This window comes from Mesorhizobium cantuariense, from assembly GCF_042647205.1.
Taxonomy (GTDB): Bacteria; Pseudomonadota; Alphaproteobacteria; order Rhizobiales; family Rhizobiaceae; genus Mesorhizobium; species Mesorhizobium cantuariense.
The window spans coordinates 6,077,125-6,099,037 of record NZ_JBHRVD010000001.1 but is presented as its reverse complement, the minus strand read 5'-3'; the positions used below and the strand labels follow the sequence as shown (position 1 = coordinate 6,099,037).

Genomic DNA, 21,913 nt, shown 5'->3' with positions numbered 1-21,913 from the left:
ATACGCACCATTTTAATGGTCGGGATTACGCTTCATTTACATTAAAATTTCGTGTGGATAGGCGAACCACGCGAATCGCCGGATGGATGACAGCTTTTGACCCTGACAATCCTTTCGCAACGAACGCCTGTCGCGTCTGAACATGCGTCAGGCCGCTGCCACGACGAGGGCGCGGATGCGGCCACTCACCGGGCCTTCCCCGAACCGTTTCCCCATGGCATTCGCCACGTATCGCGTCGCCTCTTCCAGCGAGCCGCCGCGCGCCTCGATCTCGGCCCGCAGGGGTGTGCCCTGGCAATAAGCCGCGGCCGCCTCATAGGGTGATGGAGCGGCGCTCACGGCATCCAGAGGCTCGATGGTGACGTCGTGGAATCCGGCGGCATGCAGATCGGCACGGATGGTGTCCGCATTGTGATAGCCATGCGGCGTCCTCGCCATGAAGCGAGGCGGATCGGTGGGGAAGAGATGGCCGAGCGCCCGCGTCACTTCCTCAGCGAACTCGTTCTCTTCGATGGCACTCCAGGCGTTGAACAGGAAGTGCCCGCCCGGCCGCATCACCCGCCGGGCTTGCCCGTAGGCGCCCACTCGATCGGGGAAGAACATCGCGCCAAATTGGCAGACCACGGCGTCAAACTGTGCGTCCTCGAAGGGCAGCGCCTGAGCGTCGGCCTGCTGCCAGATGATCCGAGGATCGTCCGCCATACGTGTGCGCGCGTGGTCAAGCATGGGCTGGTTAAGGTCGGTGGCCACGATGCGTGTTTGCGCCGGCAGTCTTGCTGCGAGCGCCCGTGTCACCACGCCGGTGCCCGCCGCCACTTCGAGCACCGACTGCGGCCCGAGCTTCGACACCCGCTCCGCCAGATCCCGCGCATATGGCTCGAAGATCAACGGCACCATCGCCCGGTCGTAGACCTCGGGAATGGAACCGGTGAACAGCTTGTCGGTGGTCGACATGGCATCCCTCCAACTCTGTCCGCACCGCGTCGTTGCCGTGTGGATGGCAAAGCGATGTCGATCCTCTGCTTCGGCAGGCTTCCGCTCAAGTTCTATTTCTGAATTGGCCGGCGGAGGACGAGCGGGCTTTGATCAGTTCGATGTCTTGGTTGGCCCCAACCTCAGCTGGTACGCGCCGCCACGAACGTCGCCGCTTCCTTCAGCAGCTGGGCATCGTCGCCATAGGGCTCAAGCAGTGCATGTGCCTGTTCGACGAGGCCGTGAAGCTGGCTGCGTGCCCAATTCGCTCCATGTAGCGCCACCAGCGTCGCCTTTCCGGCGGCAGCGTCCTTGCCGGTCGCCTTGCCCATCTGGCTGGCATCGGCGGTCAAGTCGAGCAGGTCGTCGGCAAGCTGGAAGGCAAGGCCGATCGCCGAGCCGAATTCAGCCAGCCGTTCGCGGTCCTCGGCGGGAGCACCGGCGATGATGGCGCCGGCCTCGCAGGCAAAGCGGATCAGCGCGCCGGTCTTCATCGCCTGCAGCCGGATGATGCCGGCCTCGTCCGGTGGCGCCTGTTCGGCTTCGAGGTCGAGCTTCTGGCCGCCGACCATGCCGCCGGCCCCGGCGGCGCGGGCAAGCGCCAGCACCAGGGCTACCCGCCGCTCGGCAGGCAGCATTGTCGCTTCGCCGGCGATGATGTCGAAGGCCAACGTCAGCAAGGCGTCGCCGGCCAGAATGGCGGTTGCCTCGTCGAAGGCCTTGTGCACGGTTGGCTGGCCGCGGCGCAGATCGTCGTCGTCCATGGCCGGTAGATCGTCGTGGATCAGCGAATAGCAATGCACGCATTCAAGCGCAGCCGCGACGCGCAACGCTGCCTCGCCGTCGGCGGAAAAAAGGGCGGCACTTTCCATGACCAGGAAGGGGCGCAGGCGCTTGCCGCCGTTCAGCACGCCGTGCCGCATCGCCGCCATCAGACGGTCGGGCCGGGCGATCTCGCCCGAAAGCGCGCGGTCGTCGAGCAACCGCCGCAGCAGCACCTCGACGGCGGCTGCCCGTCTGATGAGCGCCATTTCGAACGCCATTTCGTCGTCATTCGTCATGGCCGGGACCGGTAGCCGACACTCAGACGTTGCGCAAGAAGGCAAGCGCCATTATGCCGGAGCAGTAAGAGCCCGTTTGGAAACTCTACTCCTGCGGTCATCTGAAGGCGTTTTCTGCGCTTCCGGTGCTCACGTACTCCAATGTACGCTCCGCTCCGGTTCTCGAAAACACCGTCATATGACTCACAGGAGCGAGTTTCAAAACGAGCTCTCTGGCACGGGTTGGGCGGCTTGGCGGAACCGATCGTCGATCATGAAATCGAAAAACTGGACATGGCGACGAGATCGCGAGGCGTGAACCGCCGCGGTCTCAAGCGCTGGGTCCGGCGCGGCATCGTCGTGGCCGCGGTGCTGGCGCTGCTTCCGATCGTGCTGACGTTCCTCTATTTGCCATCCTTCGTGCATCCGGTCTCGACGCTTATGCTGAAGGACCTGGCGACGTTCTCCGGTTACGACCGCCGCTGGGTGTCGATCGACGACGTGTCGCCGGTGCTGGCCAATTCCGTCATCATGTCGGAGGACGGGCAGTTCTGCTTCCACCGCGGCATCGATCTCGGCGAATTGCGGGGCGTCGTCGACGACGCGCTGGCCGGCGAAGCAACGCGCGGCGCTTCGACCATCACCATGCAGACGGTGAAGAACCTGTTTCTCTGGTCACGGCCGCTGGGTTCGGTGCGCAAGGTGGTCGAACTGCCGCTGGCCGTCTATTTCGATGCGGTGATGTCGAAACGGCGCATCATGGAAATCTATCTCAACATCGCCGAGTGGGGGCCAGGCATCTACGGCATCGAGGCCGCGGCACAGCACCATTTCGGCGTTTCTGCAAAACAACTATCGCGACGGCAAGCCGCCCTGCTCGCCGTCTCCTTGCCAAATCCGATCGCCCGCAACCCGGCCAAGCCCGGGCCGGGCTTGAGACGGCTGGCCAATCTGATCGAGCGGCGCGCGGGCCGCTCGGGCGCCTATGTCGGTTGTCTCCGCTAGCCAGCTCAAAAAAATTCGCGCCAGTGCTGGCCAAAACGGCGCAGGGCGTGTATAGGCACCCGACTTTCTCAGATTCCGGCCCCGACATGGCCCTTTCACGAGGGCGGGCGGGGCTTTTTGACCATGTAATGGAGCATATCCATGGCCGTTCCGAAACGAAAAACCTCTCCGTCCAAGCGCGGCATGCGCCGCTCGGCCGACGCACTCAAGGCCCCGACCTATGTCGAGGACAAGAATTCCGGCGAAATGCGCCGTCCGCACCACATCGACCTGAAGACCGGCATGTATCGCGGTCGCCAGGTGTTGACGCCTAAGGAAAGCTGAGACCAGCTTTTTTCGAAGTTTGAGTTGTCAAAGGACCGGCCAGTGGCCGGTCTTTTTGCGTTTGGCGGCCGGGTCGCGCGCATCTCGAAGCGTGGCCGGCAATCGCCGAGATCCTCCAGCCGGGCAGCCGGCTGACATGGTTGTTGCGTGTGGTCTTCGACCGTGTTCAGCACTGCTGCCGAAAAATCTTGACGGCGTGCCTGTGGCGCATTCTACAAAGGATTGCCCCACATGGAGACGCCAGATGTTCGGTGCCATTCCGCTGCTGATCGTGCCTTTCGTGCTCTACAATCTCGGACTGCTGGGAATATTCGGCAGCGGTGACGATCCGTGGGCGAGCGAGGTCTTTTCCTTCAGCATGATGTCGGGCGGGGTGTTCTCGATGACGCTTGGCGACCTGATGGTGCTGATCGGGCTGGTCTTCCTGTTCCTCGAAATGGCGAAGTCGGTGCGCACGACCAATGCCTCGATCATGGACCATCTTCTGTCGACGCTGGTCTTCGTGGCGTTCCTGGTCGAGTTCCTGCTGGTGAAGGGCGCCGCCCATTCTGTTTTCTTCACGCTGATGGTCATCGCGCTGTTCGATGTGCTGGCCGGATTCGCGGTGTCGATGCGGTCGGCGAGCCGGGACATCAATCTCAACTAAGGCTGCATTGATATTCAGGTGATGCCGGCCTGCGAAGGGCGGCTTCCTGCGCTTCCGGTACTCACGTACCCAATAGTACGCTCCGTTCCGGTTCTCGGAATCCACCCTTCTCGACTCGGCCTGACCTGAATCTCAACGCACCCTTGCCTCAAAGCCGAACGATGCTCAGCCCGGATCGGCGGTGAAACCGGCAGCCTCGATGCCGGCGATTGCCGCGGCTTCGTCATTGCCCGACGTATCGCCTGAAATGCCGACGGCGCCGACGATGGCGCCAGCTTTGTCGCGGATCAGCACGCCGCCGACGACCGGCAGCACGCGTCCGCCCGACACGTCCGAGATGCCGGCGACCAAGTGCGGGCGCTCCTTGGCGAAGGCTTCGACGCGGCGTGAGCCCATGCCGATGGCGAGCGCGCCATAGGCCTTGCCGGCCGACATTTGCGGGCGCAGGAACGAGGCGCCGTCCTGGCGCTGGAAGGCGACCAGATGCCCGCCGGCATCGAGCACCGAGACGCCGAGCGGCTTGAGCTTGAGATCGGCACCCTTGGCAAAGGCGGCATCGATGATTTGCCTGGCTTTTTCGAGCGGCAGTGCGGTCATGGCAGTCTCCTGTTTGAAAGCGCGTCGATCATTGACCGTTGGCGGGCGAGATAACATCCCCGTTTCGGTTGAAATTGCTTCGCGTGAAGAGGCGGGATGGAAAGCGGCCTTCGCCGACACCATCCGGATACGGCGTTGCCGCTTGTGCGGCTCCAGGCGTGGCTGCTACTTTTTCTTGGCGCGGGCCGGCTTCTTGGCTGGTGCCGCCGGGGCGTTGGCGAGGTCTTCCGCTTCCTTGGCGAGACGCAGTGCCCGCAGCTTGTTGGTCTTGGCCTGGCGGGCGTCGCTCTCGGCGACGTATTCGGCCATCGCCTTCTGGCGGACGGTTGCCGCCTCTTCCTGCTTCTTGAAACGCAGGTCGGCGCGCGCGCGGGCAGCATCCCGAGAGTTTTCAACCAAGACCTTATCCAATCCCGTGAATTGTGATTTTCCGCCTCTTTTAGCAGAGCCGGCCCCCAAACGGGAAAATAAGTTGGTCAAGCGGCCGGGTTGGCGGCGATGGCCTTGCTGGCAACCACGACCTCATAGGCGGCCTGCAAGGTCGCGCGGACAGAAGGGCCAGAAATTGTATCGAGCGGCATGCCGAGATGTTCGTGGCGCAACTCGTCCATGAATTTGTTCCACATCGGCTGGCCGCCCTTTTCCAGAAGTTCGGCGCGGATCGAGAGTTCTTCGGTGACCGGCAGCCAGACGCGGCCCCAGGCGCCGAGATGGGCCAGGATCGGCACCAGCGTGATCGCCATCTCGGTCAGGCTGTAGATCGCCTTCTGCTTGTGCGAGGGATCGTCGGCCTTGGTCAGCATGCCCAGCTCCATCAGCCGCTTCAGCCGGTCGGCGAGGATGTTGGAGGCGATGCCTTCCATCGATCCGTTGAGCAGTTCGCGAAAATGACGCCTGCCGCCGAAGATCATGTCGCGCAAGATGATCAGGCTCCAGCGGTCGCCGAACACTTCCAGCGACAGATTGATCGGGCACCCGGACCGGCGATCCATGCTCATAAGATTTCTCCAAAACCGGTTGCATTATCATATCAGTTTTATTATCGTGCAACCGATTGCAAAAAGCAATCAGTATTGAAGGAGAGGAGACCGCGCCGTGACGACAATCGAACACCCCGAAATTATATCCGAGGCGTTTGGCGATCCGGCGAACCCGCCGCTGTTGCTGATCATGGGAGCGATGGCCTCGATGCTCTGGTGGCCGGAGGCGCTGTGCCGGAAACTGGCCGATGCCGGCCTGTTCGTGATCCGCTATAACAATCGCGATACCGGCCGCTCGACCAAATATAGACCGGGCGAGCCGCCCTACACCTTCGATGACATGGCTGACGATGCCATTGCCGTGCTTGACAGCCATGGCGTCCAGAGCGCGCATGTGGTCGGCATGTCGATGGGAGGCATGATTGCGCAGCTTGTGGCGTTGAAACACCCCTCGCGTGTCATTTCGCTGACGGTGATCAGCAGCTCGCCGATGGGGATCGACACGTCGCATCTGCCCGGGACGACCGAGGCCTACTTGGAGCACTCCGCCGAGGGCGCGAAGGTCGACTGGTCGAACCGTGATCAGGTGATCGATTTCATCGTCAGGGATGCGCGAGCGATCGCCAGCATCGCGCATCCATTCGACGAGGCCCGGATGCGCGCCTTCGTCGAGCAAGACTATGATCGCTCCGGCGGCTTGCTGAGCGCGACCAACCATTTCATGCTCAAGGGCGGCGGTGCATGGAAGGGCCGGCTGCACGAAATGACGGCGCCGTTGCTGGTCATCCATGGCACGGCGGATCCGATCTTTCCGGTCGAACATGGCGAGGCGCTGGCCGAGGCGGTCACCGGCGCGAAAATTCTTCGGATCGAAGGTGGCACGAGCTGCATCCGGACGACTGGGATGTGATTGTCGCCGGCATCGTCGCCCACGCCCGTGCCGGTCGAAGCGGCAAAAGCGGGGGCCTTGACGGGCAATGCTTGCCGCAGTGTTTAACCCTTGGCGAGCAGCACGGCGCCGGCTACCGACGAACCACCAAACAGGCGAGCAAAAAATGTCCCTGACGCTTCATTTCCATCCGCTGGCCTCCTTCTGCTGGAAGCCGCTGATCGCGCTGTATGAGAACGCCACGCCGTTTACGCCTGATATCGTCGATCTCGGCAATACCGAATCGCGCGCGGCCTTCCTCAAGATTTCGCCGACCGGCAAGATGCCGGCGCTGCGTGACGATGCGCGCGACCGCACGGTGCTGGAATCGACCATCGTCGTCGAATATCTGGCTGCGCACTATGCGGGGCCGGTCGACCTCGTTCCCGCAGACATCGACTTGGCGCTGGCAGTCCGCCAGGCCGACCGCTTCTATGATTTCTATGTGCAGGAGCCGATGCAGAAGATCGTCGGCGACCGATTGCGGCCGCAGGACAAGACCGATCCATTCGGCGTCGAGCAAGCCCGCGATCAGCTGCGCAATTCCTACGCCATCATCGAACAGGACATGCAGTCGAAGACCTGGGCGATGGGCGACACCTTCACCATGGCCGATTGCGCGGCGTCTCCCGCGTTGTTCTATGCCAACAAGGTCGAGCCGTTCGGTGGCAACCACCCGGCCGTGAAACGCTACCACGACCGGCTGCTGCAGCGGGCCGCCTTCGCCCGGGTGATCGAGGAAGCGCAGCCCTACTTCAAGTTCTTCCCCTACAACAACGGCTGATCGCGATGCTGCACGATCCTGCCCAGCTCGATCTGATATTCCAGACGCTGGCCGAATCGGCACGGCGACAGACCGGCTGTCGCGACCCCATATCGGTGATCAACTCACCGAGCCGCTGGCAATGTCGCTGAGAAGCTCAGGCTTCCCAGAACTGATCGAGCCAGATGTTGAGTTTGAGGAAGCCGGTGCTGCTCACCGTATAGACGCGCCTTGTTCCTTCCGGCTTGGCGTGAACCAGCCCAGCATCGAGCAGCACTTTCAGATGTTGCGACACGGCCGGGCGTGAGACCGGCAAGCCGGCGGCCAGTTCGGTGACGGTTTTCGGGCCGCGGCGAAGTTCTTCCAGAAGATGGCGCCGGTTGGGGTCGGCAATCGCCATGAAGGCGTCGGAAAACATCATGCCTCATTTGTGAGGCAAAGCCTTTCGAATCTCAACCGTCTGCTTCTGCTTTTCTTCTGGGATCAAGCCGCAATGCTTCAGGGGTGACCGAACGGTCGGCCGGCTGCGTCTTGAAGGCGTCACGATCGCCGATCGGCACCGGAGCGCGGCGGCTGATGCGCAGCAGCGTGTAGCCGGCCAGGCAAAGATGCGCGAAGGCGGTCGCCAGGAACAGGCCTTCCGGGCGCATCCAGCCCATCAGGGCGGCGGCCAGCAAGGGTCCGATCATCGTGCCGAAGCCGTAAAGCAGCAACAGGCCGCCCGATACCTTGACGAAATCCTCCGATCGCGCGTGGTCGTTGGCATGCGCCACGGCGATCGAATAGAGCGTGTAGGCGAAGGCGCCATAGGCTGCGGTGCAGACAAGGACGAAGACGCTGGAGCGTGGCTCGAACAGGAAGATCATGAGCGCGAACAAGGCCCCGCCGAAAGCCGCCCCCGCCAGCACGAAACGCCGATCGGTCTTGTCGGACAGGCGTCCGGCCGGAAGCTGCATGGCAGCACCGGCAACGACCACAAGGCTCATCATCAGGGCGATCTCGGCCGTGGAAATGCCGATGCGCGCGCCATAGACAGCGCCAAGCGTGCCCCAGGCGCCGTTGGCGATGCCGATCAACACGCAAGCGACCGCCGACACCGGCGAATTGGCGTAAAGGCCTTTGACGTCGAGCGAGACGTCCTGCAACGGCTTGGGGTGGGAAGCGCTCGAGACCGCGGTGGGAATGAGCGACAGGCAAAACAGGATGCCGGTGATCATGAACAGCGACGCCGACTTCACGTCGCCACCGGCAACGATCATCTGCCCGCCCATGATCGAGGCATAGGTGACCATCATGTAGAGGCCGAAGACGGTGCCGCGGTTTTCGTTGGTGGCCTTCTCGTTCAGCCAGCTTTCGATGACCATGAAGGCGCCGGCCATGGTGAAGCCGGTGAAGGCGCGCAGCAGGATCCAGACATATTCGTCGATGATCAGCCCGGTGAGCAGCGCCACGATGGCGCCCGACGCGGCAAAGGCGCCAAAGGCGCGCACGTGGCCTGCGCGGCGCACGATGCGCGGCGCGAAGAAGCAGCCGGTGACGAAGCCGCCGGCCCAGGCCGTGCCCATCAGGCCGAGCGATGCGGTCGAGAAGCCTTCCAGCTGACCGCGCAGGGGCAAGAGTAGCCCGTGCAATCCAGACGCCGCTAGCAGGAAGGCGGTGCCGCGAAGCAGCGAGAGGATCGGTCGGTAGGTTGCGAACATTGTTTGATCCGGCTCGAGTTTGGCGGGTGCGCTGGGTCTGAAGACAGTCGCATTCGGGCTTTTCGGCGGCGGGCTTTTGCGCCCGCACGTTTATCCGCGACGGAAGAGTGCTTCAGCCGCCGATTTGGTGGTGTCCTTGGCCTTGAGTTCGGCTTCCAGGCGGGCGATTTCGTCGCGCAGGATGCCGATCCGCTCGGTCAAGTCACTGACGGAAAGCAGCGACAAATCCTGCCCGATCTCATGCGGGCGCGCCTTCTTCTTGGGTTCGTCGTCGAAGATCGCCATCGTCGCTCCTCCTCCGCCAAGACCAGATTAGCCATTTGCCTGATTTGGCAATCAGCATACATAGGGCAGGGGCGTCGATGCAAACAGCCGGTCGGATAATGGCGAGAAAAGACGGGAAATCTCATGGCGAGCGGACAGAAAATTCCGACAAGAATGACGGCCATCGCGATCTCGGAGCCTGGTGGTCCACGGGTGCTGAAGCCGGAAATGCGCGACGTGCCGCAGCCCGGTCCCGGCGAGATCCTGATCAAGGTGCATGCCGCCGGCGTCAACCGGCCCGATATCCAGCAGCGCAAGGGCGCCTATCCGCCGCCGCCCGGCGCGTCGGACCTGCCGGGCCTCGAGGCGTCGGGTGAAGTGGCAGCCCTTGGCGACGATATATCGCGCTGGCGCATCGGCGACCGCGTCTGCGCCCTGACGCCCGGCGGCGGCTATGCTGAATATGTCAAGGTTCATGCCGGCAGCGTGCTGCCGCTGCCTGCCGGCTTCACCCACACCGAAGCCGCGGCCGTACCGGAGAACTACTTTACCGTCTGGCACAATGTGTTCGAGCGCGGCGGCCTGAAGCGCGGCGAAACGCTGCTCGTCCATGGCGGCTCGTCCGGAATCGGCACCACGGCGATCCAGCTTGCCTCGGCTTTCGGCGCCTATGTCATCACCACCGCCGGCAGCAAGGAGAAATGCGATGCCTGCCTGAAGCTCGGCGCCGATCGCGCGATCAATTATCGCGAGGCGGATTTCGTCGCCGCGGTCAAGGAAGCGACCGGGGGCAAGGGCGCCAATGTCATCCTCGACATGGTCGGTGGCGACTATGTGGCGCGCAACTACGAGGCCGCGGCGGTCGAGGGGCGTATCGTCCAGATCGCCGTGCAGGCTGGTGCTGTCGCAAGCGCGGACTTTTCGAAGATCATGGTCAAGCGGCTCGTCCACACCGGTTCGACGCTGAGGCCGCGAACCGTGGAGTTCAAGGCGGCAATCGCGGCGGCGCTGGAAGCGCAGGTGTGGCCGTTGCTTGGCACGCGCAAAGTGGCGCCGGTGATGGACATGATCTTCCCGCTCAGTGAAGCCTGGCGGGCGCATGAGCGGATGGAAGACGGCGAGCATATCGGCAAGATCGTGCTCGACGTCGGTTAGGCCGTATCGATACTCGGCCGGCCTGCAGGCCGGCCGAGCGAGGTCCGCGCCCGTGGCTGCCTACAAGATGAACAGAAGCTTAATGCTGCAATGCAGCATTTGCATCATTGCTATGCAAAATCAGCCATTCAAGTCCTCATCGATGACGCCTATTTGAGCACCATCGAAACGAACATCATTTTGGAGGACTACCATGAACCCGATCCGCGCTTACCGTAACTGGCGTATGTACAACGAGACCGTCCGTGAATTGAACCGCCTCAACGCGCGTCAGCTCAGCGATCTCGGCATCAACCGCGCTGACATCGAAAAGATCGCCCGCAGGCCCATCTGACGTCGAGCGTGACCTGCTGAGGTCACGCCTTGCAAGCCAGAGCCGCATCGACGGATTTCCGTCGCGGTTCCGAGCCCGCTGGACCCAGTCCGGCGGGTTTTGTCGTTTTGGGCCGGCAGCGACGAATGCGGCTCGACAGCAATCCGCGGTTGACTTCAGCCTTCCGCATGGCACTTGGATTATGCGTTCACTCAGTTTGGCTTGTGGCAATGGCGCGAGCGCTGTCCGGTCTTCGCTTCCAAAAACGTTGCGAAACGACCAGAGAGCGGTTATACAGACCGCGAATTTCCCATTTTGGTGGCTCTAAACCACCGCCCGCGCGGGAACGCGGGCGAACGAGAAGGATTTTTACATGGCCAATACGCTGCTGATGCCCAAAGCGACTGCCGTCTGGCTGGTCGACAACACCGCGCTTTCTTTCGAGCAGATCGCGCAGTTCTGCGGGCTGCATCCGCTCGAGGTCAAGGCGATCGCCGACGGCGAATCGGCGCAAGGCATCAAGGGCATGGACCCGATCATGACCGGCCAGCTGACCCGCGACGAGATCGCGCGTGCCGAGAAGGATTCGAACCAGCGCCTGAAGCTGTCCGACCCTAAGGTGCGGGTGCCCGAATCCAAGCGCAAGGGCCCGCGTTACACGCCGCTGTCGAAGCGTCAGGACCGGCCGAATGCCATTCTCTGGCTGGTACGCAACCATCCCGAACTCAAGGACGCGCAGATCTCGCGCCTCGTCGGCACCACCAAGTCGACGATCGAGCAGATCCGCGAACGCAAGCACTGGAACTCGGCCAATCTGCAGCCGATGGACCCGGTGACGCTGGGCCTTTCCTCGCAGATCGACCTCGACATGGAAGTCAACCGCGCCTCGCGCGGTCGCGAACAGGCGCAGCCGGTCGGTGACACGCTGCTGCCGGCGGCCCTGACCGAGCGGCTGGTGCCGGCTCCCGAGAAGCCGAAGGACGAGGATGCCGAACTCGATGCCAACGCCGTGTTCGCCAAGCTCTCGGCCTTGAAGTCGAAGAACACAGGCAATGACGACGACGAGTAAGGTTGTCCGGCATTCCAACAAAAAAGCCCGCTTCGAGCGGGCTTTTTTGTGGGGTGCGTCAGGTCTCAGGTCCGCGCGGCGCGATCCGGCGCCATGCCATAGTCCTCGCTGCGCTCCACCGCCCGGTAGAAGTCGGCAAGCTGCTTGCCGCGCTCCGGTTTGAAGATGCGGCCGGCGATGACCACGGAGGCGATGCGATCGATGCGGAAGGCGCGAAAATCATCGCGCATCTCGCACCAGGCGACCAGCGTCCACACCTTGCCCCAGAACCACAGGCCAAGCGGACGGATATCGCGGGCGGTGCCGCGGCCGGCCTCGTCGGAGTAGTCGATGGTCAGCACCTGACGCTTTTCGACAGCGCGCTCGATCAGGTCGATCGCCTCGCGCGCGGCGTCGCTGACCACCCACATCGGCGTGTGGATCTCGGTACGGGCGATGCGGTCCTTCTCGGCATCGGGCAGGACGGCGCCGATCTTGACCAGCGCCTCATCGGCGGCGCGTGCCATGGCGGCGCCGCCGAAGGCGCGCACCATGCGGGCGCCGGCAACCAGCGCGACGATCTCGTCACGTGTGAACATCAGCGGCGGAAGGTCGAATCCCTCCCTCATCATGTAGCCAACGCCGGCCTCGCCGTCGATCGGCACCCCGGTCGACTGCAGGTCGGCTATGTCGCGATAGATGGTTCGCTCGGAAACCTCGAGCCACGTGCCAAGCTTCTGAGCGGTGACCAGTCGGCCACCGCGCAGATGCTGCACGATCTGGAAGAGCCTGTCGGCGCGGCGCATCGTATGGTCCCTCGGCGTTGTCTCTATGCATGTCGCCCAAAACCAGTGTCCACTGTTGGGCGATGCGCATCGTGTTTTCTGCGCATGCCGCTATCCCAAAACCGCAGAACACTTTTGGGCGGCATGCATCATGGTTTCAGCCCTTCGCGCTTGCGCTGCGCGGCAACGAATGCCGCGCCGAAGGACAGTTTTCTCGTCGTCGGCGTCTTCGCATCGAGCACGCGCCAGAAAGGTGCCACGTCGCTCAACGTCATGCCGTGCTCCAAATCCTCTTTGGCGGCTTCGGCAACGGTGCGCAGATGGTAGCCTGTTGTGACCGGGCATGTCACTTCGGCGCCGTGCTCGATGGCAAGCGCGGTGCGCAGCGCGCGCACATCCATCTCGACGCCTTCGGGAATCGAGCGGATGAAATCATCGACCTGGCGCGCTGTCGGCACCAGCATCGGCTGACCCTCGATGACATCGGCCATCGTGCGCGGCGTTGGCTTCACGCCGTTGATACCTGGTGTGTTCAGTCTGTCATTCCAACTCTTCATCGATCGTCCTTTCGACCGCCGATGCGCAGTGTTTGAGGCTCGCACCATTGCACGTCCCTCCTGACAGCATACTGTCAGGAGGCTTCAGCATACTCCTTGGCGAACAGCGTCCGCATCTGGGCGAGATCGCTGCCTCTTTCGGGGTAGAGCGTCTTCAGAAAGGCGAGCGCGAAGGTGCCCGGCGCCGAGCCTGGCGCGGAAACAATTTTGCCGTCGGCCACGGCATGCGGCACATCCTGATAGTTGCTGTCGCCGGCATAGCCGGCTTCATGACCATTGATCCAGTCGCGGCCATTGCTGGTGTGTCTGGCGGTCTCGAACAGGCCGGCACGGGCCAGCGCCAGCGTTCCGGCGCAAATACCGCCGACCACGCCGCCGCGCGATGCAATGGCGGTAAGCAGTTCCGCCGCGTCCGGCGGAGCCTTGCCAAACCACAGGTCGGAGCCGATGACGGCGATGGCGTCGAGATCGGTGTTCTCATTTGCCTTTGCCGAGCGATCGGGCGTCAGCCGAAAGCCGCTGATCCCGGTCACCGGCTTGCCATCAGGCGTCAGCGACACGGCACGCGCGCCGAACCATTCGACCGCCGAGGCCGCCAGCAGCCCATATTCCCAGTCGGCAAAGCCTTCGATGAAAAGAAAGCCGATTGTCTTCTGTTCGGGCATAAGCTCGCTCCATCCCTCGCGCGCCAAACCTGCTACTCGGCATCTTATCTGGGCGTTGCGGCGCCCACATCCAACCGCCGTGTCGAAAAATTCGTCTCAATTGCCGCGAAGGCGACGTTCCGCATACATATCCGGCCAGCCGATATCCTTGCGAATGTCCGCTGGCAGCGAGTTCATGAACCGCTGTGTGCGGATCTCGTTGCGCATCGTCCGGATCTTGCCGACATAGTGCTGCATGCCGCGCAGAATGGTGTAACCGTTCATGGCTAGTCTCCTCTCTGTGTATGGAGACACTATCGCACACCCCTCCTGACAGCAGTCTGTCAGGAGGATGGCAGGGCGCGCGACAATGGTTCCGGCCGATGCGCTCCGGAGGGAAAAGCATCGTCCTCGCTGCATCAGACCGTGCCTGAACGACTGCCGATTGTTCACTGCAACGACCCTGGTCAAGACTCCGTTGTTCATCCTCCGGCGACGGACTGTCGGAATACGCGGCCTTCAGCAAGGTGGCCGCAGTTCTGATATGGAAGGAGAAAATTCTTTCCCAAAAAACAGGGAGACGACCATGAGCCTGCAACTGACAGGAATCCACCATCTGACCGCCATCACCGCCAATGCGCCGGGCAATCTTCATTTCTTTACGAAGGTGCTGGGCCTGCGGCTGGTCAAGAAGACGGTGAACCAGGACGATACCTCGGCCTACCACCTCTTCTATGCCGACGGCGAAGCAACACCGGGCACCGACCTTACCTTCTTCGACTGGCCGGTTGGCCGCGAGCGGCGCGGCACGCACAGCATCGTGCGGACCAGCCTCAGGGTCGGCAGCCGGGAAAGCCTTGCCTGGTGGAAACAGCACCTGACCGACGAAAACATAGCGACGGGAGAGATCGCCGAGATCGGCGGCTACCCCTGTCTGGATTTCGAAGATCCCGAGGGCCAGCGTCTGCGCCTCGTCAGCGATGGCGGCAAGGGCGACAGCCATCCCTGGGCGCAAAGTCCGGTACCGGCCGAGCACCAGATTCGCGGGCTCGGGCCGATCGTCATCAGCGTCCCCGACATCACCAACACCGAGGCGGTGGTGACCAAGGTGATGAACATGCGCAAGGCGCGCGACTATACCTCGCCGGAGGGCCAGGTTCATGTGTTCGAAATGGGAGAGGGCGGGCCGGCGGCGGAGTTACATGTCCTGGTGCAGCCGGGACTGGCGCCGGCACGGCAGGGTGCGGGTGCGGTTCACCATGTCGCCTTCAGGGCGCCGGACCAGGAGACGCTGCATCAATGGACGGCGCGGCTGGCCGAGTTCCGGCTGCCGTCGAGCGGCGAGGTCGAGCGCTATTACTTCCGCTCGCTCTATTTCCGCGAGCCGAACGGCATCCTGTTCGAGATCGCCACCGACGGGCCGGGGTTCACCGCCGACGAGCCTCTGGAAACGCTGGGTGAAAGCCTGGCCTTGCCGCCATTCCTCGAACCGAAGCGCGCTTCGATCGAGGCTGGCCTCAAGCCGCTGAAGTAGATCGCTCCCCAGTCAAAGGCGGGCGCCGCGTGCCGGTTCGGGATCGCGGCGCCTATTCTTCCCAGGTAACGAACGAGGTGCTTTGACAGCCGGCCGCGTTGCTGGTCAAAGGCGGCATGTCGAAACTCCTTGCGCTCGTCATTGTTGGCATCATGATCATCCAGCTGATCAAGCCGCTCGGCTGGCCGGGGCTGAAACGACGGAGCGACTTCTGGAAGCTGGCGTTGCTGGCGATGGCGGCGATTTCCATAACAGCCGTGCTTGGGCATTGGACATAGGCAAGGCTGGCGGCCTTCAACTGGCCAGCACTGGGCTGACGAGATGCTCGGCCCAGGCCCGGTAGCCGGCTTCCGAGGCATGAAATCCGTCGGAGGCAAAGCCGGCCTCGGGATTGGTGATCGGCAGGCGCGGCGCCGGCACCGCGCCGCGCTCCAGGCAAAGGCGTTCGCCCATCCGGTTCATTTCGGTGGCGCGGATCTCAAGGATTTTGCCGAGCAGCGGCGGCATCGCCGGCGCCCGCGTGAATTCCAACACCGGCGACCACACCACGCGCGCTTCCGGCCATTTGGCGCGCAGCGCGTAGAGCAGGCCGCCGAACTCCTTCTTGAAGCGCGGCACGGAGTGAAAATTCTTGGTGTCGTTGGTGCCGATGGCCAGCACGATATGCGTCCATGGATCGGCCGACAGATTGGGCAGGACATGGTCGCGAATCTGGCCCGACGTTGCTGAATTGAAGCCGGCGGCACGCCAGCGCACGGCGCGGCCCGTACTTTGTGAAATCAGCACGGCGAGTTGCGCGGCAAGCCCATCTTCCGAATTGCCGATGCCGACCGAAGCGGCGGAGGAATCGCCCAGCACCAGAAGCGAGATCGCCGGCGCCTTGCCTGATATTTCGTGCATGACCGGCCCCTGCGCCGGCAGCATGCGCGTGGTGCGGCGTCGCACGCCGAGGCCCTGCCAGATATAGACAGGGAAAGCGAGCCAGGTGAGCAGGGCCGGGAAGCGCATGACAATACCGTTAAATGATCAGCGGCAGCCTTAGCGTATGTTTGGGCTGACGTGAACGATCTTCAATCGCAGCAACTCGCCTGCGCTGCCTGTCTGTCCTGATATTCATCGTGCAGGCGCACCCAGTCCATCAGGCCGTGATAGGGGCCGGTTTCATTGCGTCCTTTCGGCGTCATGTCGAGATAGTCATACGTGCCGATCAGCGCCTCGCCGCCGCGGGCGCGAGACATGAAGGTGAGGAAGAGGTCGCCGGTCTCGTCCCTGTAGAAAACACTGGTGCCGGGAAGTTCCTTCGATGTCCGGGGACGGGTCTCGAAATTATAAGTGGTGTCGCCGGCGGCGATCTGCCTGTCGGTGAAGGAGACCTGCATGTCGAAGTTGAAATCCGAGGCATAGGACGACACCCAGTCGAACTTCCAGCCCATGCGCTGCTTGTAGGGCAGCAGCTCGGCCAGCGGCGCGCGCGAAACCACGACCAGCGACACGTCGTGATGCCTGAGATGCTGATTGGCGCCGTCGATATGGTCGGCAAGGAATGAGCAGCCCTCGCAATGATTGACGCAGCCCGGCCCGAACATGAAGTGATAGACGATCAGCTGGCTGTTGGAGCCAAACAGGTCGGTCAGTTTCTGCGGCCCTTGCTCGGTCTCGAAGACATAGTCCTTCCTGATTTTCAGCCAGGGCAGTTCACGCCGCTCGGTCGCGATCCGCTCGCAAAGCCGCGTCAGTTCCTTCTCGCGCGCCAGATGCGCCTTGTGCGCCTGGAACCAGTCTTCGCGCGAAACGATCTTGTTGCGATGCATCAACCTCTCCCTGTCTGTCACCCCAAGGACGTTCGGGATGGGCGCAAACCGACATTGCCGGCCGTTTGTTTGAGCATGATCTTCTCCGAAAACCGGATTCCACTTTTCGGGATCATGCTCCAGCGCCGCAAAGGAGATAAGGACGGGGAGGCTCCGTCCCAAGCCCGGCAAAGCCGCAAACGAAAAACCCGGGCGCATCGGCCCGGGTTCGAAGGGGGAAGAAAGAACTGTGTTCAGGCGGCGTGTTCCAGGCTCGCCTTCCATTTTCCAAGCGCCGCCAGATGGTTCATATGGGCGCGGTGGGTGAAGGCGGCCTGGCCGGCTGCAACGTTCGAGGCCTTGCCGCTCCAGGCCTTCTGCGGCGCGGCCTGCAGCGCGCGGCCATAGGAGAAGGTCAGCTTCCACGGGTGCGGCCCGATGGCGTTGATGGCGTTGAGGTTGGCGGTCGCCTCCTCATCCTCCTGGCCGCCGGAGAGGAAGGCGATGCCCGGCACCGCCGCCGGCACGGTTTCGCGGAACAGTTTTATGGTCTTTTCCGCGACTTCCTCCGGGCTGCTCACCTTGCCCGATTTCTTGCCGGCCAGCACCATGTTGGGCTTCAGGATGGTGCCCTCGAGCACGACGCGCGCCGCGTGAAGCTCGTCATAGAGCTTGATCAGCGTTGCCTTCGAAATGTCGTAGCAGGTGTCGATGTCGTGGGCGCCGTCCATCAGCACTTCCGGCTCGACGATCGGCACGATGCCGGCCTCCTGGCAAAGGGCGGCATAGCGGGCAAGTGCGTGGGCGTTCGAGCCGATCGAATTGACTGAGGGCACGCCCTTGCCGGTGTCGATGTCGATCACCGCGCGCCATTTGGCGAAGCGGGCGCCGAGCTTGTAATAGTCGGCAAGGCGCTCACGCAGACCGTCGAGGCCCTCGGTGATGGTGTCGCCGGGAAAACCGGCCAGAGGCTTGGCGCCGGCATCGACCTTGATGCCGGGGATGGCGCCGGCCGCCTTGATGATGTCGACCAGCGGCGTGCCGTCGGCGGCCTTCTGGCGGATCGTCTCGTCGTAGAGGATGACGCCGGAAATGTAGCGGGTCATCGCTTCCCTGGTGCGGAACATCATCTCGCGGTAGTCGCGGCGGCTGTCGGCGGTCGATTCAACGCCGATGACATCGAAGCGCTTCTTGATGGTGCCGGAACTTTCGTCGGCGGCCAGCAGGCCCTTGCCATCGGCGACGATCGCGGCGGCAATGTCTTCGAGACGTTCGCTCATTGTTGCTTCTCCTGAAACGGTTGTTCCGCGCTTAACGGAAGTCTACCGCCAAAGGAATGGCATCGGAAAGCTCGAATCGATTGAAAGCCTCGGGGCGCCCTTGTTCGCTCTCCGAGTGTTGATCGGGTTGTTTGGTTTAGCCGCAATTCCCAAGGGAAAGCGCTATGCGCTTTTCACGGGGAAACCGTTTCACACTTTTCCTGGAACTGCTTTAGCGCTTCAGCACATCGACGCCGGGCAGCGGCTTGCCTTCCATCCATTCCAGGAAAGCGCCGCCGGCAGTCGAGACATAGGTGAAGTCGTCGGCGACGCCGGCATGGTTGAGCGCCGCCACCGTGTCGCCGCCGCCGGCGACCGAGACCAGCTTGCCGGCCTTGGTGCGCGCCGCCGCGTGCTTGGCCGCCGCCACCGTCGCATGGTCGAAAGGCGCGATCTCGAAGGCGCCGAGCGGGCCGTTCCAGACCAGTGTCGCGGCGCGGTCGATCCATTCGCCGATGGTCGTCACGGTTTTGGCGCCGACATCGAGGATCATGCCGTCGGCCGGCACGTCCGAGATGGCGACGGTCTCGCAGGCCGCACCCGCCTTGAATTCCTTGGCGACGACGCCGTCGACCGGCAGGATGATGGCGCAGCCGGCCTCGGCCGCCTCGATCATGATCTGCTTGGCGGTCGAGGCCAAATCATGCTCGCACAGCGACTTGCCGACATCGGTGCCGCGCGCGGCAAGGAAGGTGTTGGCCATGCCGCCACCGATGACGAGTGCGTCGACCTTCTTCACCAGGTTCATCAGCAGGTCGATCTTGGTCGAGACCTTGGCGCCGCCGACTATAGCGACGACCGGACGGACCGGTTTTCCCAGACCTTTCTCCAGCGCTTCGAGTTCGGCCTGCATGGTGCGGCCGGCAAAGGCCGGCAACAGATGCGCCAGCCCCTCGGTCGAGGAATGGGCGCGGTGCGCGGCGGAAAAGGCGTCGTTGACAAAGATATCGCCATTGGCGGCGAGCTTTTCGGTGAAGGCCGGATCGTTCTTCTCCTCGGCCTTGTAGAAGCGGGTGTTTTCGAGCAGCAGCACGTCGCCCTTGTTCATGGCGGCGATGGCGCTTCCCGCTATGTCGCCGACGCAGTCGCTGGCGAAACCAACGGGGCGGCCGAGCACCTCGGCTGTCGCTTTTGCGATCGGCTCCAGCGAGAATTCGGCCGAGGGACCATCCTTGGGCCGGCCGAAATGGGCGAGCAGGATGACCTTGGCGCCCTTGCCGGACAGTTCGGCGATGGTCGGCGCGATGCGTTCGATGCGGGTGGCGTCGGTGACCTTGCCGTCTGCGACGGGAACGTTGAGGTCGACGCGCACCAGCACGCGCTTGCCGCTGATGTTGCCGATATCGTCGAGGGTCTTGAAGGCGGCCATGCGGGTTCCTTTCGCGAAAAATCGGGGGAACATACCCCGCGCCAACGATCATGCAAGGCTTAGGCCGGGTTCGAAACGAAATTTTGAAGTCGGTACGATTTTATGCCGGCGGGCGGGTGAAGGCAGCACTCACAATCGAAGTGTCAGATCTCGGTCGTTGCCTTCTCTTCTGTCGGCTCGGAGGCGGGTTTCTCGTCTGCTCGCGCCTCGGCCATCTGCGTCTCGGTCGGCTTGCGCCAGTTGCGGATGAAGGCGGAGACGCGGTCGCCGATTTCTCCGGCGCTCAGGAAAACCGGCACCCGCGCCACCGGCGCGGTCGGCTCGAAGGAAAGGCCGAGGCCTGTGATCTTGCCCTTCTCATCGACGTCGCGAACGATCAGCTCGATCGGACCGAGCAGCACGCGGTCGGCATATTCGGCATGGCCGCCGAGCCGAGCCGTGACCAGTGCGCCGACGGTGAGCTTTTGCTCCGCTTCGGTCAGGCCGGGCGTATAGGCCGCTTCCAGTTCGGCGGCGGAGCGTGCCGGGTCGACAGCGAAGGCGCCGAAGAAATCGGCATCTTCGGGATCGACCACGGCGCGGCTGGCGAACAGCTTGTCCAGCAGGCGCGGATAGCGATCCGGCACGAAGATGTAGACCTGATCGCCGGCGGCGAGCCGACCCATGTCCTGAAAGCGCATCGAGCGGCCGTCGCGCAGCACCAGCGAGGGCCGTGCCCAGCGCGGGATGCGCTCGCCGCGCGCCACCGGGCTGCCGTGTGCGACGCGATAGGCGAGAAGCTCGTGATGGGCCGAGCCCGGCAGTTCCAGCTCGACCTTGTCCAGCGGTCCGAGCCGCGCCGGCACGATCAGGCCGAGGCGGCGCGCCAGCGGCCCGACCGTCCAGCCCTGGATGACCAGCGACACCAGCACGATGATGAAGGCGGTGTTGAAGATGACACGGCCGTTTTCCAGCCCACCGAGCAGCGGGGTGATGGCGAGCAGGATCGACACCGCGCCGCGCAGGCCGACCCAGGAGACGAAAGCGACTTCGGGGCGTGGCAGGCGGAACGGGATCAGGCAGAGCCAGACGGCGACCGGCCGCGCCACGAACATCAGGAACAGGCCGAGCGCTACCGCCGGCACCATGATCGCCGGAAACTGCGACGGCGTCGCGAACAGGCCGAGGATGAGGAACATGATGATCTGCGCCAGCCACGACATGCCGTCCTGGAAGCGCTTGAGGATGGTGACGGCGCGGATGTCGGAATTGCCGGCGATGAGGCCGGCGATATAGACCGCCAGGAAGCCTGAGCCGCCAATGGCGCCGGCGGCTGCAAACACCATCAGCGACAAGGTCAGCACGAAGATCGGCAGCAGGCCGTGGTCGAGATTGAGCCGGTCGACAAGGCGCACGATGGCGAGGCCGCCGAGCACGCCGACGATGGCGCCGAGGCCCATGTTGAGGAGGAAGCCGAGGAACAGGCTGGTGACCAGGACATTGGTCTCGGGGTTGGCGTGGGCGGCGATGATCTCGACCAGCGTGATGGTCAGGAAGATGGCGATCGGGTCGTTGGTGCCGGATTCCACCTCAAGCGTCGAGCGCACGCGTTCGCGCAGATTGATCTCGCCGGCGCGCAGCAGGAAGAACACGGCTGCGGCATCGGTGGAGGCCACGGCAGCGCCGAGCAGGAAGGATTCCAGCCAGGTGAGGTCGAGCAGATAGTGGGCGGCGGCGCCGAACAGGCCGGTGGTCACAAGCACGCCGAAGGTCGCCAGCGACAGAGCCGGGCCCGCCGCCTGCCGCAAGGCGTTGAGCGGCGTGCCGAAACCGGAATCGAACAGGATGACCGCCAGCGCCAGTGAGCCGGCAAAATAGGCGATGCGGGCGTTGTCGAACTGGATGCCGAGACCGTCGGTGCCGGTGGCCAGGCCAATGCAGAGAAACAGGAGCAGAAGAGGGGCGCCGAAGCGGAAGGCGATCAGGCTCGAAAACGCGGCGGCGACAACAAGCGCTGTGCCGACCAGCGTGACGAGATAGATCGCATGCTCCATCCTGAAATCAGCCCCTCAAATTCGTCTGTCTCCTGCTTTACGAGAGAGTGGGGCGAAGACGTGACTAGTGCAAGGCGGCAGGGTGGCTTTTTGACCTATGCCGCTGATTTTCGGATGTTTTGGCGCTCAGAGCACAAATTGGGAAGG

The 21,913-nt window shown here is 63.3% G+C and carries 25 protein-coding genes and 2 pseudogenes; 10 read left to right on the top strand and 17 right to left on the bottom strand.

Going from position 1 to position 21,913, the window contains the following annotated elements; all coding sequences use genetic code 11:
- Positions 1 to 147: 147 nt before the first annotated feature.
- Together ACFOJ9_RS29780 and ACFOJ9_RS29775 are read right to left on the bottom strand one after the other, a co-directional pair.
- The gene (locus ACFOJ9_RS29780) at positions 148 to 954 is read right to left on the bottom strand and encodes a class I SAM-dependent methyltransferase (protein ID WP_378984290.1); all 807 of its coding nucleotides are present in this window, start codon (positions 952 to 954) and stop codon (positions 148 to 150) included.
- Between the two features lie 161 nt (positions 955 to 1,115).
- Positions 1,116 to 2,033: a polyprenyl synthetase family protein gene (locus ACFOJ9_RS29775; protein WP_378984287.1), complete on the bottom strand. Its 918-nt coding sequence runs from the start codon at positions 2,031 to 2,033 to the stop codon at positions 1,116 to 1,118.
- A 222-nt stretch (positions 2,034 to 2,255) separates the two neighbouring features.
- Between ACFOJ9_RS29775 and ACFOJ9_RS29770 the strand changes: the two genes are divergently transcribed.
- The 3 genes from ACFOJ9_RS29770 (at position 2,256) to ACFOJ9_RS29760 (ending at position 3,987) form a co-directional block, all read left to right on the top strand.
- Positions 2,256 to 3,017, top strand: coding sequence for a transglycosylase domain-containing protein (locus tag ACFOJ9_RS29770; protein ID WP_378984284.1), 762 nt, complete (start codon positions 2,256 to 2,258; stop codon positions 3,015 to 3,017).
- Between the two features lie 141 nt (positions 3,018 to 3,158).
- A complete protein-coding gene (gene rpmF / locus ACFOJ9_RS29765; protein WP_008834724.1) occupies positions 3,159 to 3,341 on the top strand; it encodes a 50S ribosomal protein L32 in 183 nt (60 codons plus the stop codon).
- 244 nt (positions 3,342 to 3,585) lie between these two features.
- The gene (locus ACFOJ9_RS29760; RefSeq protein WP_292186587.1) at positions 3,586 to 3,987 is read left to right on the top strand and encodes a hypothetical protein; all 402 of its coding nucleotides are present in this window, start codon (positions 3,586 to 3,588) and stop codon (positions 3,985 to 3,987) included.
- Between the two features lie 165 nt (positions 3,988 to 4,152).
- Here the strand turns inward: ACFOJ9_RS29760 and ACFOJ9_RS29755 are convergent, their stop codons facing one another.
- From ACFOJ9_RS29755 to ACFOJ9_RS29745, 3 genes are all read right to left on the bottom strand, one after another.
- On the bottom strand, positions 4,153 to 4,584 hold the full coding sequence (locus ACFOJ9_RS29755) for a GlcG/HbpS family heme-binding protein (protein ID WP_378984279.1): 432 nt from the start codon (positions 4,582 to 4,584) through the stop codon (positions 4,153 to 4,155).
- Positions 4,585 to 4,749: 165 nt separating this feature from the next.
- Positions 4,750 to 4,983 carry a hypothetical protein gene (locus tag ACFOJ9_RS29750; protein ID WP_023810948.1) on the bottom strand — a complete coding sequence of 78 codons (234 nt, stop codon included), beginning with the start codon at positions 4,981 to 4,983 and terminating at the stop codon, positions 4,750 to 4,752.
- Between the two features lie 77 nt (positions 4,984 to 5,060).
- Entirely contained in the window at positions 5,061 to 5,582 is a 522-nt protein-coding gene (locus tag ACFOJ9_RS29745) for a winged helix-turn-helix transcriptional regulator (RefSeq protein ID WP_378984277.1), read from the bottom strand.
- A 97-nt stretch (positions 5,583 to 5,679) separates the two neighbouring features.
- Between ACFOJ9_RS29745 and ACFOJ9_RS29740 the strand changes: the two are divergent.
- Both ACFOJ9_RS29740 and ACFOJ9_RS29735 read left to right on the top strand, forming a co-directional pair.
- A pseudogene (locus ACFOJ9_RS29740) lies at positions 5,680 to 6,506 on the top strand (alpha/beta fold hydrolase); the annotation flags it as partial.
- Between the two features lie 113 nt (positions 6,507 to 6,619).
- Complete coding sequence (locus ACFOJ9_RS29735) at positions 6,620 to 7,276, top strand: glutathione S-transferase family protein (RefSeq protein ID WP_378984275.1); 657 nt, start codon at positions 6,620 to 6,622, stop codon at positions 7,274 to 7,276.
- A gap of 136 nt (positions 7,277 to 7,412) precedes the next feature.
- On the opposite strand, the gene ACFOJ9_RS29730 is transcribed toward ACFOJ9_RS29735, so the two are convergent.
- The 3 genes and pseudogenes from ACFOJ9_RS29730 to ACFOJ9_RS29720 form a co-directional block, all read right to left on the bottom strand.
- Complete coding sequence (locus tag ACFOJ9_RS29730; protein WP_378984272.1) at positions 7,413 to 7,676, bottom strand: ArsR/SmtB family transcription factor; 264 nt, start codon at positions 7,674 to 7,676, stop codon at positions 7,413 to 7,415.
- A 31-nt stretch (positions 7,677 to 7,707) separates the two neighbouring features.
- Positions 7,708 to 8,985, bottom strand: a pseudogene (locus tag ACFOJ9_RS29725) (MFS transporter); the annotation flags it as partial.
- Between the two features lie 60 nt (positions 8,986 to 9,045).
- On the bottom strand, positions 9,046 to 9,240 hold the full coding sequence (locus ACFOJ9_RS29720) for a DUF1192 domain-containing protein (protein ID WP_023810953.1): 195 nt from the start codon (positions 9,238 to 9,240) through the stop codon (positions 9,046 to 9,048).
- 123 nt (positions 9,241 to 9,363) lie between these two features.
- Between ACFOJ9_RS29720 and ACFOJ9_RS29715 the strand changes: the two genes are divergently transcribed.
- The 3 genes from ACFOJ9_RS29715 to ACFOJ9_RS29705 all read left to right on the top strand — a co-directional run bounded on the left by ACFOJ9_RS29715 (position 9,364) and on the right by ACFOJ9_RS29705 (position 11,756).
- Complete coding sequence (locus ACFOJ9_RS29715) at positions 9,364 to 10,374, top strand: NAD(P)H-quinone oxidoreductase (protein ID WP_378984268.1); 1,011 nt, start codon at positions 9,364 to 9,366, stop codon at positions 10,372 to 10,374.
- Between the two features lie 193 nt (positions 10,375 to 10,567).
- Entirely contained in the window at positions 10,568 to 10,708 is a 141-nt protein-coding gene (locus ACFOJ9_RS29710; RefSeq protein ID WP_378984265.1) for a DUF1127 domain-containing protein, read from the top strand.
- Between the two features lie 352 nt (positions 10,709 to 11,060).
- Complete coding sequence (locus tag ACFOJ9_RS29705; RefSeq protein ID WP_378984263.1) at positions 11,061 to 11,756, top strand: DUF1013 domain-containing protein; 696 nt, start codon at positions 11,061 to 11,063, stop codon at positions 11,754 to 11,756.
- Positions 11,757 to 11,821: 65 nt separating this feature from the next.
- Here ACFOJ9_RS29705 and ACFOJ9_RS29700 read toward each other — a convergent pair whose 3' ends face one another.
- From ACFOJ9_RS29700 to ACFOJ9_RS29685, 4 genes are all read right to left on the bottom strand, one after another.
- Entirely contained in the window at positions 11,822 to 12,541 is a 720-nt protein-coding gene (locus ACFOJ9_RS29700) for a helix-turn-helix transcriptional regulator (RefSeq protein WP_091578656.1), read from the bottom strand.
- A gap of 128 nt (positions 12,542 to 12,669) precedes the next feature.
- On the bottom strand, positions 12,670 to 13,077 hold the full coding sequence (locus ACFOJ9_RS29695; RefSeq protein ID WP_378984260.1) for a hypothetical protein: 408 nt from the start codon (positions 13,075 to 13,077) through the stop codon (positions 12,670 to 12,672).
- A 74-nt stretch (positions 13,078 to 13,151) separates the two neighbouring features.
- Positions 13,152 to 13,742: a DJ-1/PfpI family protein gene (locus ACFOJ9_RS29690; protein WP_378984257.1), complete on the bottom strand. Its 591-nt coding sequence runs from the start codon at positions 13,740 to 13,742 to the stop codon at positions 13,152 to 13,154.
- Positions 13,743 to 13,838: 96 nt separating this feature from the next.
- On the bottom strand, positions 13,839 to 14,006 hold the full coding sequence (locus tag ACFOJ9_RS29685) for a hypothetical protein (protein ID WP_378984254.1): 168 nt from the start codon (positions 14,004 to 14,006) through the stop codon (positions 13,839 to 13,841).
- 301 nt (positions 14,007 to 14,307) lie between these two features.
- On the opposite strand from ACFOJ9_RS29685, the gene ACFOJ9_RS29680 reads away from it, so the two are divergent.
- Positions 14,308 to 15,255, top strand: coding sequence for a ring-cleaving dioxygenase (locus ACFOJ9_RS29680; protein WP_378984251.1), 948 nt, complete (start codon positions 14,308 to 14,310; stop codon positions 15,253 to 15,255).
- Positions 15,256 to 15,371: 116 nt separating this feature from the next.
- Entirely contained in the window at positions 15,372 to 15,533 is a 162-nt protein-coding gene (locus ACFOJ9_RS29675) for a hypothetical protein (RefSeq protein WP_378984248.1), read from the top strand.
- 16 nt (positions 15,534 to 15,549) lie between these two features.
- Here the strand turns inward: ACFOJ9_RS29675 and ACFOJ9_RS29670 are convergent, their stop codons facing one another.
- From ACFOJ9_RS29670 to ACFOJ9_RS29650, 5 genes are all read right to left on the bottom strand, one after another.
- Positions 15,550 to 16,263 (bottom strand): SGNH/GDSL hydrolase family protein, encoded by a 714-nt coding sequence (locus tag ACFOJ9_RS29670; protein WP_378984246.1) that lies wholly within the window; start codon positions 16,261 to 16,263, stop codon positions 15,550 to 15,552.
- Positions 16,264 to 16,325: 62 nt separating this feature from the next.
- Positions 16,326 to 17,066 carry a DUF899 domain-containing protein gene (locus ACFOJ9_RS29665; RefSeq protein WP_378984243.1) on the bottom strand — a complete coding sequence of 247 codons (741 nt, stop codon included), beginning with the start codon at positions 17,064 to 17,066 and terminating at the stop codon, positions 16,326 to 16,328.
- A gap of 233 nt (positions 17,067 to 17,299) precedes the next feature.
- Positions 17,300 to 18,325: a class I fructose-bisphosphate aldolase gene (locus ACFOJ9_RS29660; RefSeq protein WP_378984240.1), complete on the bottom strand. Its 1,026-nt coding sequence runs from the start codon at positions 18,323 to 18,325 to the stop codon at positions 17,300 to 17,302.
- A 211-nt stretch (positions 18,326 to 18,536) separates the two neighbouring features.
- Entirely contained in the window at positions 18,537 to 19,733 is a 1,197-nt protein-coding gene (locus ACFOJ9_RS29655) for a phosphoglycerate kinase (protein ID WP_378984237.1), read from the bottom strand.
- A gap of 143 nt (positions 19,734 to 19,876) precedes the next feature.
- Positions 19,877 to 21,766: a potassium/proton antiporter gene (locus tag ACFOJ9_RS29650; protein ID WP_378984234.1), complete on the bottom strand. Its 1,890-nt coding sequence runs from the start codon at positions 21,764 to 21,766 to the stop codon at positions 19,877 to 19,879.
- Between the last annotated feature and the right edge of the window lie 147 nt (positions 21,767 to 21,913).

Excerpts from the sequence above, each read along its gene's own strand:
- ACFOJ9_RS29780 (WP_378984290.1), bottom strand. The coding sequence starts at position 954 with ATGTCGACCACCGACAAGCTGTTCACCGGTTCCATTCCCGAGGTCTAC.
- ACFOJ9_RS29775 (WP_378984287.1), bottom strand. The coding sequence starts at position 2,033 with ATGACGAATGACGACGAAATGGCGTTCGAAATGGCGCTCATCAGACGG.
- rpmF (WP_008834724.1), top strand. The coding sequence starts at position 3,159 with ATGGCCGTTCCGAAACGAAAAACCTCTCCGTCCAAGCGCGGCATGCGC.
- ACFOJ9_RS29760 (WP_292186587.1), top strand. The coding sequence starts at position 3,586 with ATGTTCGGTGCCATTCCGCTGCTGATCGTGCCTTTCGTGCTCTACAAT.
- ACFOJ9_RS29755 (WP_378984279.1), bottom strand. The coding sequence starts at position 4,584 with ATGACCGCACTGCCGCTCGAAAAAGCCAGGCAAATCATCGATGCCGCC.
- ACFOJ9_RS29745 (WP_378984277.1), bottom strand. The coding sequence starts at position 5,582 with ATGAGCATGGATCGCCGGTCCGGGTGCCCGATCAATCTGTCGCTGGAA.
- ACFOJ9_RS29735 (WP_378984275.1), top strand. The coding sequence starts at position 6,620 with ATGTCCCTGACGCTTCATTTCCATCCGCTGGCCTCCTTCTGCTGGAAG.
- ACFOJ9_RS29730 (WP_378984272.1), bottom strand. The coding sequence starts at position 7,676 with ATGATGTTTTCCGACGCCTTCATGGCGATTGCCGACCCCAACCGGCGC.
- ACFOJ9_RS29720 (WP_023810953.1), bottom strand. The coding sequence starts at position 9,240 with ATGGCGATCTTCGACGACGAACCCAAGAAGAAGGCGCGCCCGCATGAG.
- ACFOJ9_RS29715 (WP_378984268.1), top strand. The coding sequence starts at position 9,364 with ATGGCGAGCGGACAGAAAATTCCGACAAGAATGACGGCCATCGCGATC.
- ACFOJ9_RS29710 (WP_378984265.1), top strand. The coding sequence starts at position 10,568 with ATGAACCCGATCCGCGCTTACCGTAACTGGCGTATGTACAACGAGACC.
- ACFOJ9_RS29705 (WP_378984263.1), top strand. The coding sequence starts at position 11,061 with ATGGCCAATACGCTGCTGATGCCCAAAGCGACTGCCGTCTGGCTGGTC.
- ACFOJ9_RS29700 (WP_091578656.1), bottom strand. The coding sequence starts at position 12,541 with ATGCGCCGCGCCGACAGGCTCTTCCAGATCGTGCAGCATCTGCGCGGT.
- ACFOJ9_RS29695 (WP_378984260.1), bottom strand. The coding sequence starts at position 13,077 with ATGAAGAGTTGGAATGACAGACTGAACACACCAGGTATCAACGGCGTG.
- ACFOJ9_RS29690 (WP_378984257.1), bottom strand. The coding sequence starts at position 13,742 with ATGCCCGAACAGAAGACAATCGGCTTTCTTTTCATCGAAGGCTTTGCC.
- ACFOJ9_RS29685 (WP_378984254.1), bottom strand. The coding sequence starts at position 14,006 with ATGAACGGTTACACCATTCTGCGCGGCATGCAGCACTATGTCGGCAAG.
- ACFOJ9_RS29680 (WP_378984251.1), top strand. The coding sequence starts at position 14,308 with ATGAGCCTGCAACTGACAGGAATCCACCATCTGACCGCCATCACCGCC.
- ACFOJ9_RS29675 (WP_378984248.1), top strand. The coding sequence starts at position 15,372 with ATGTCGAAACTCCTTGCGCTCGTCATTGTTGGCATCATGATCATCCAG.
- ACFOJ9_RS29670 (WP_378984246.1), bottom strand. The coding sequence starts at position 16,263 with ATGCGCTTCCCGGCCCTGCTCACCTGGCTCGCTTTCCCTGTCTATATC.
- ACFOJ9_RS29665 (WP_378984243.1), bottom strand. The coding sequence starts at position 17,066 with ATGCATCGCAACAAGATCGTTTCGCGCGAAGACTGGTTCCAGGCGCAC.
- ACFOJ9_RS29660 (WP_378984240.1), bottom strand. The coding sequence starts at position 18,325 with ATGAGCGAACGTCTCGAAGACATTGCCGCCGCGATCGTCGCCGATGGC.
- ACFOJ9_RS29655 (WP_378984237.1), bottom strand. The coding sequence starts at position 19,733 with ATGGCCGCCTTCAAGACCCTCGACGATATCGGCAACATCAGCGGCAAG.
- ACFOJ9_RS29650 (WP_378984234.1), bottom strand. The coding sequence starts at position 21,766 with ATGGAGCATGCGATCTATCTCGTCACGCTGGTCGGCACAGCGCTTGTT.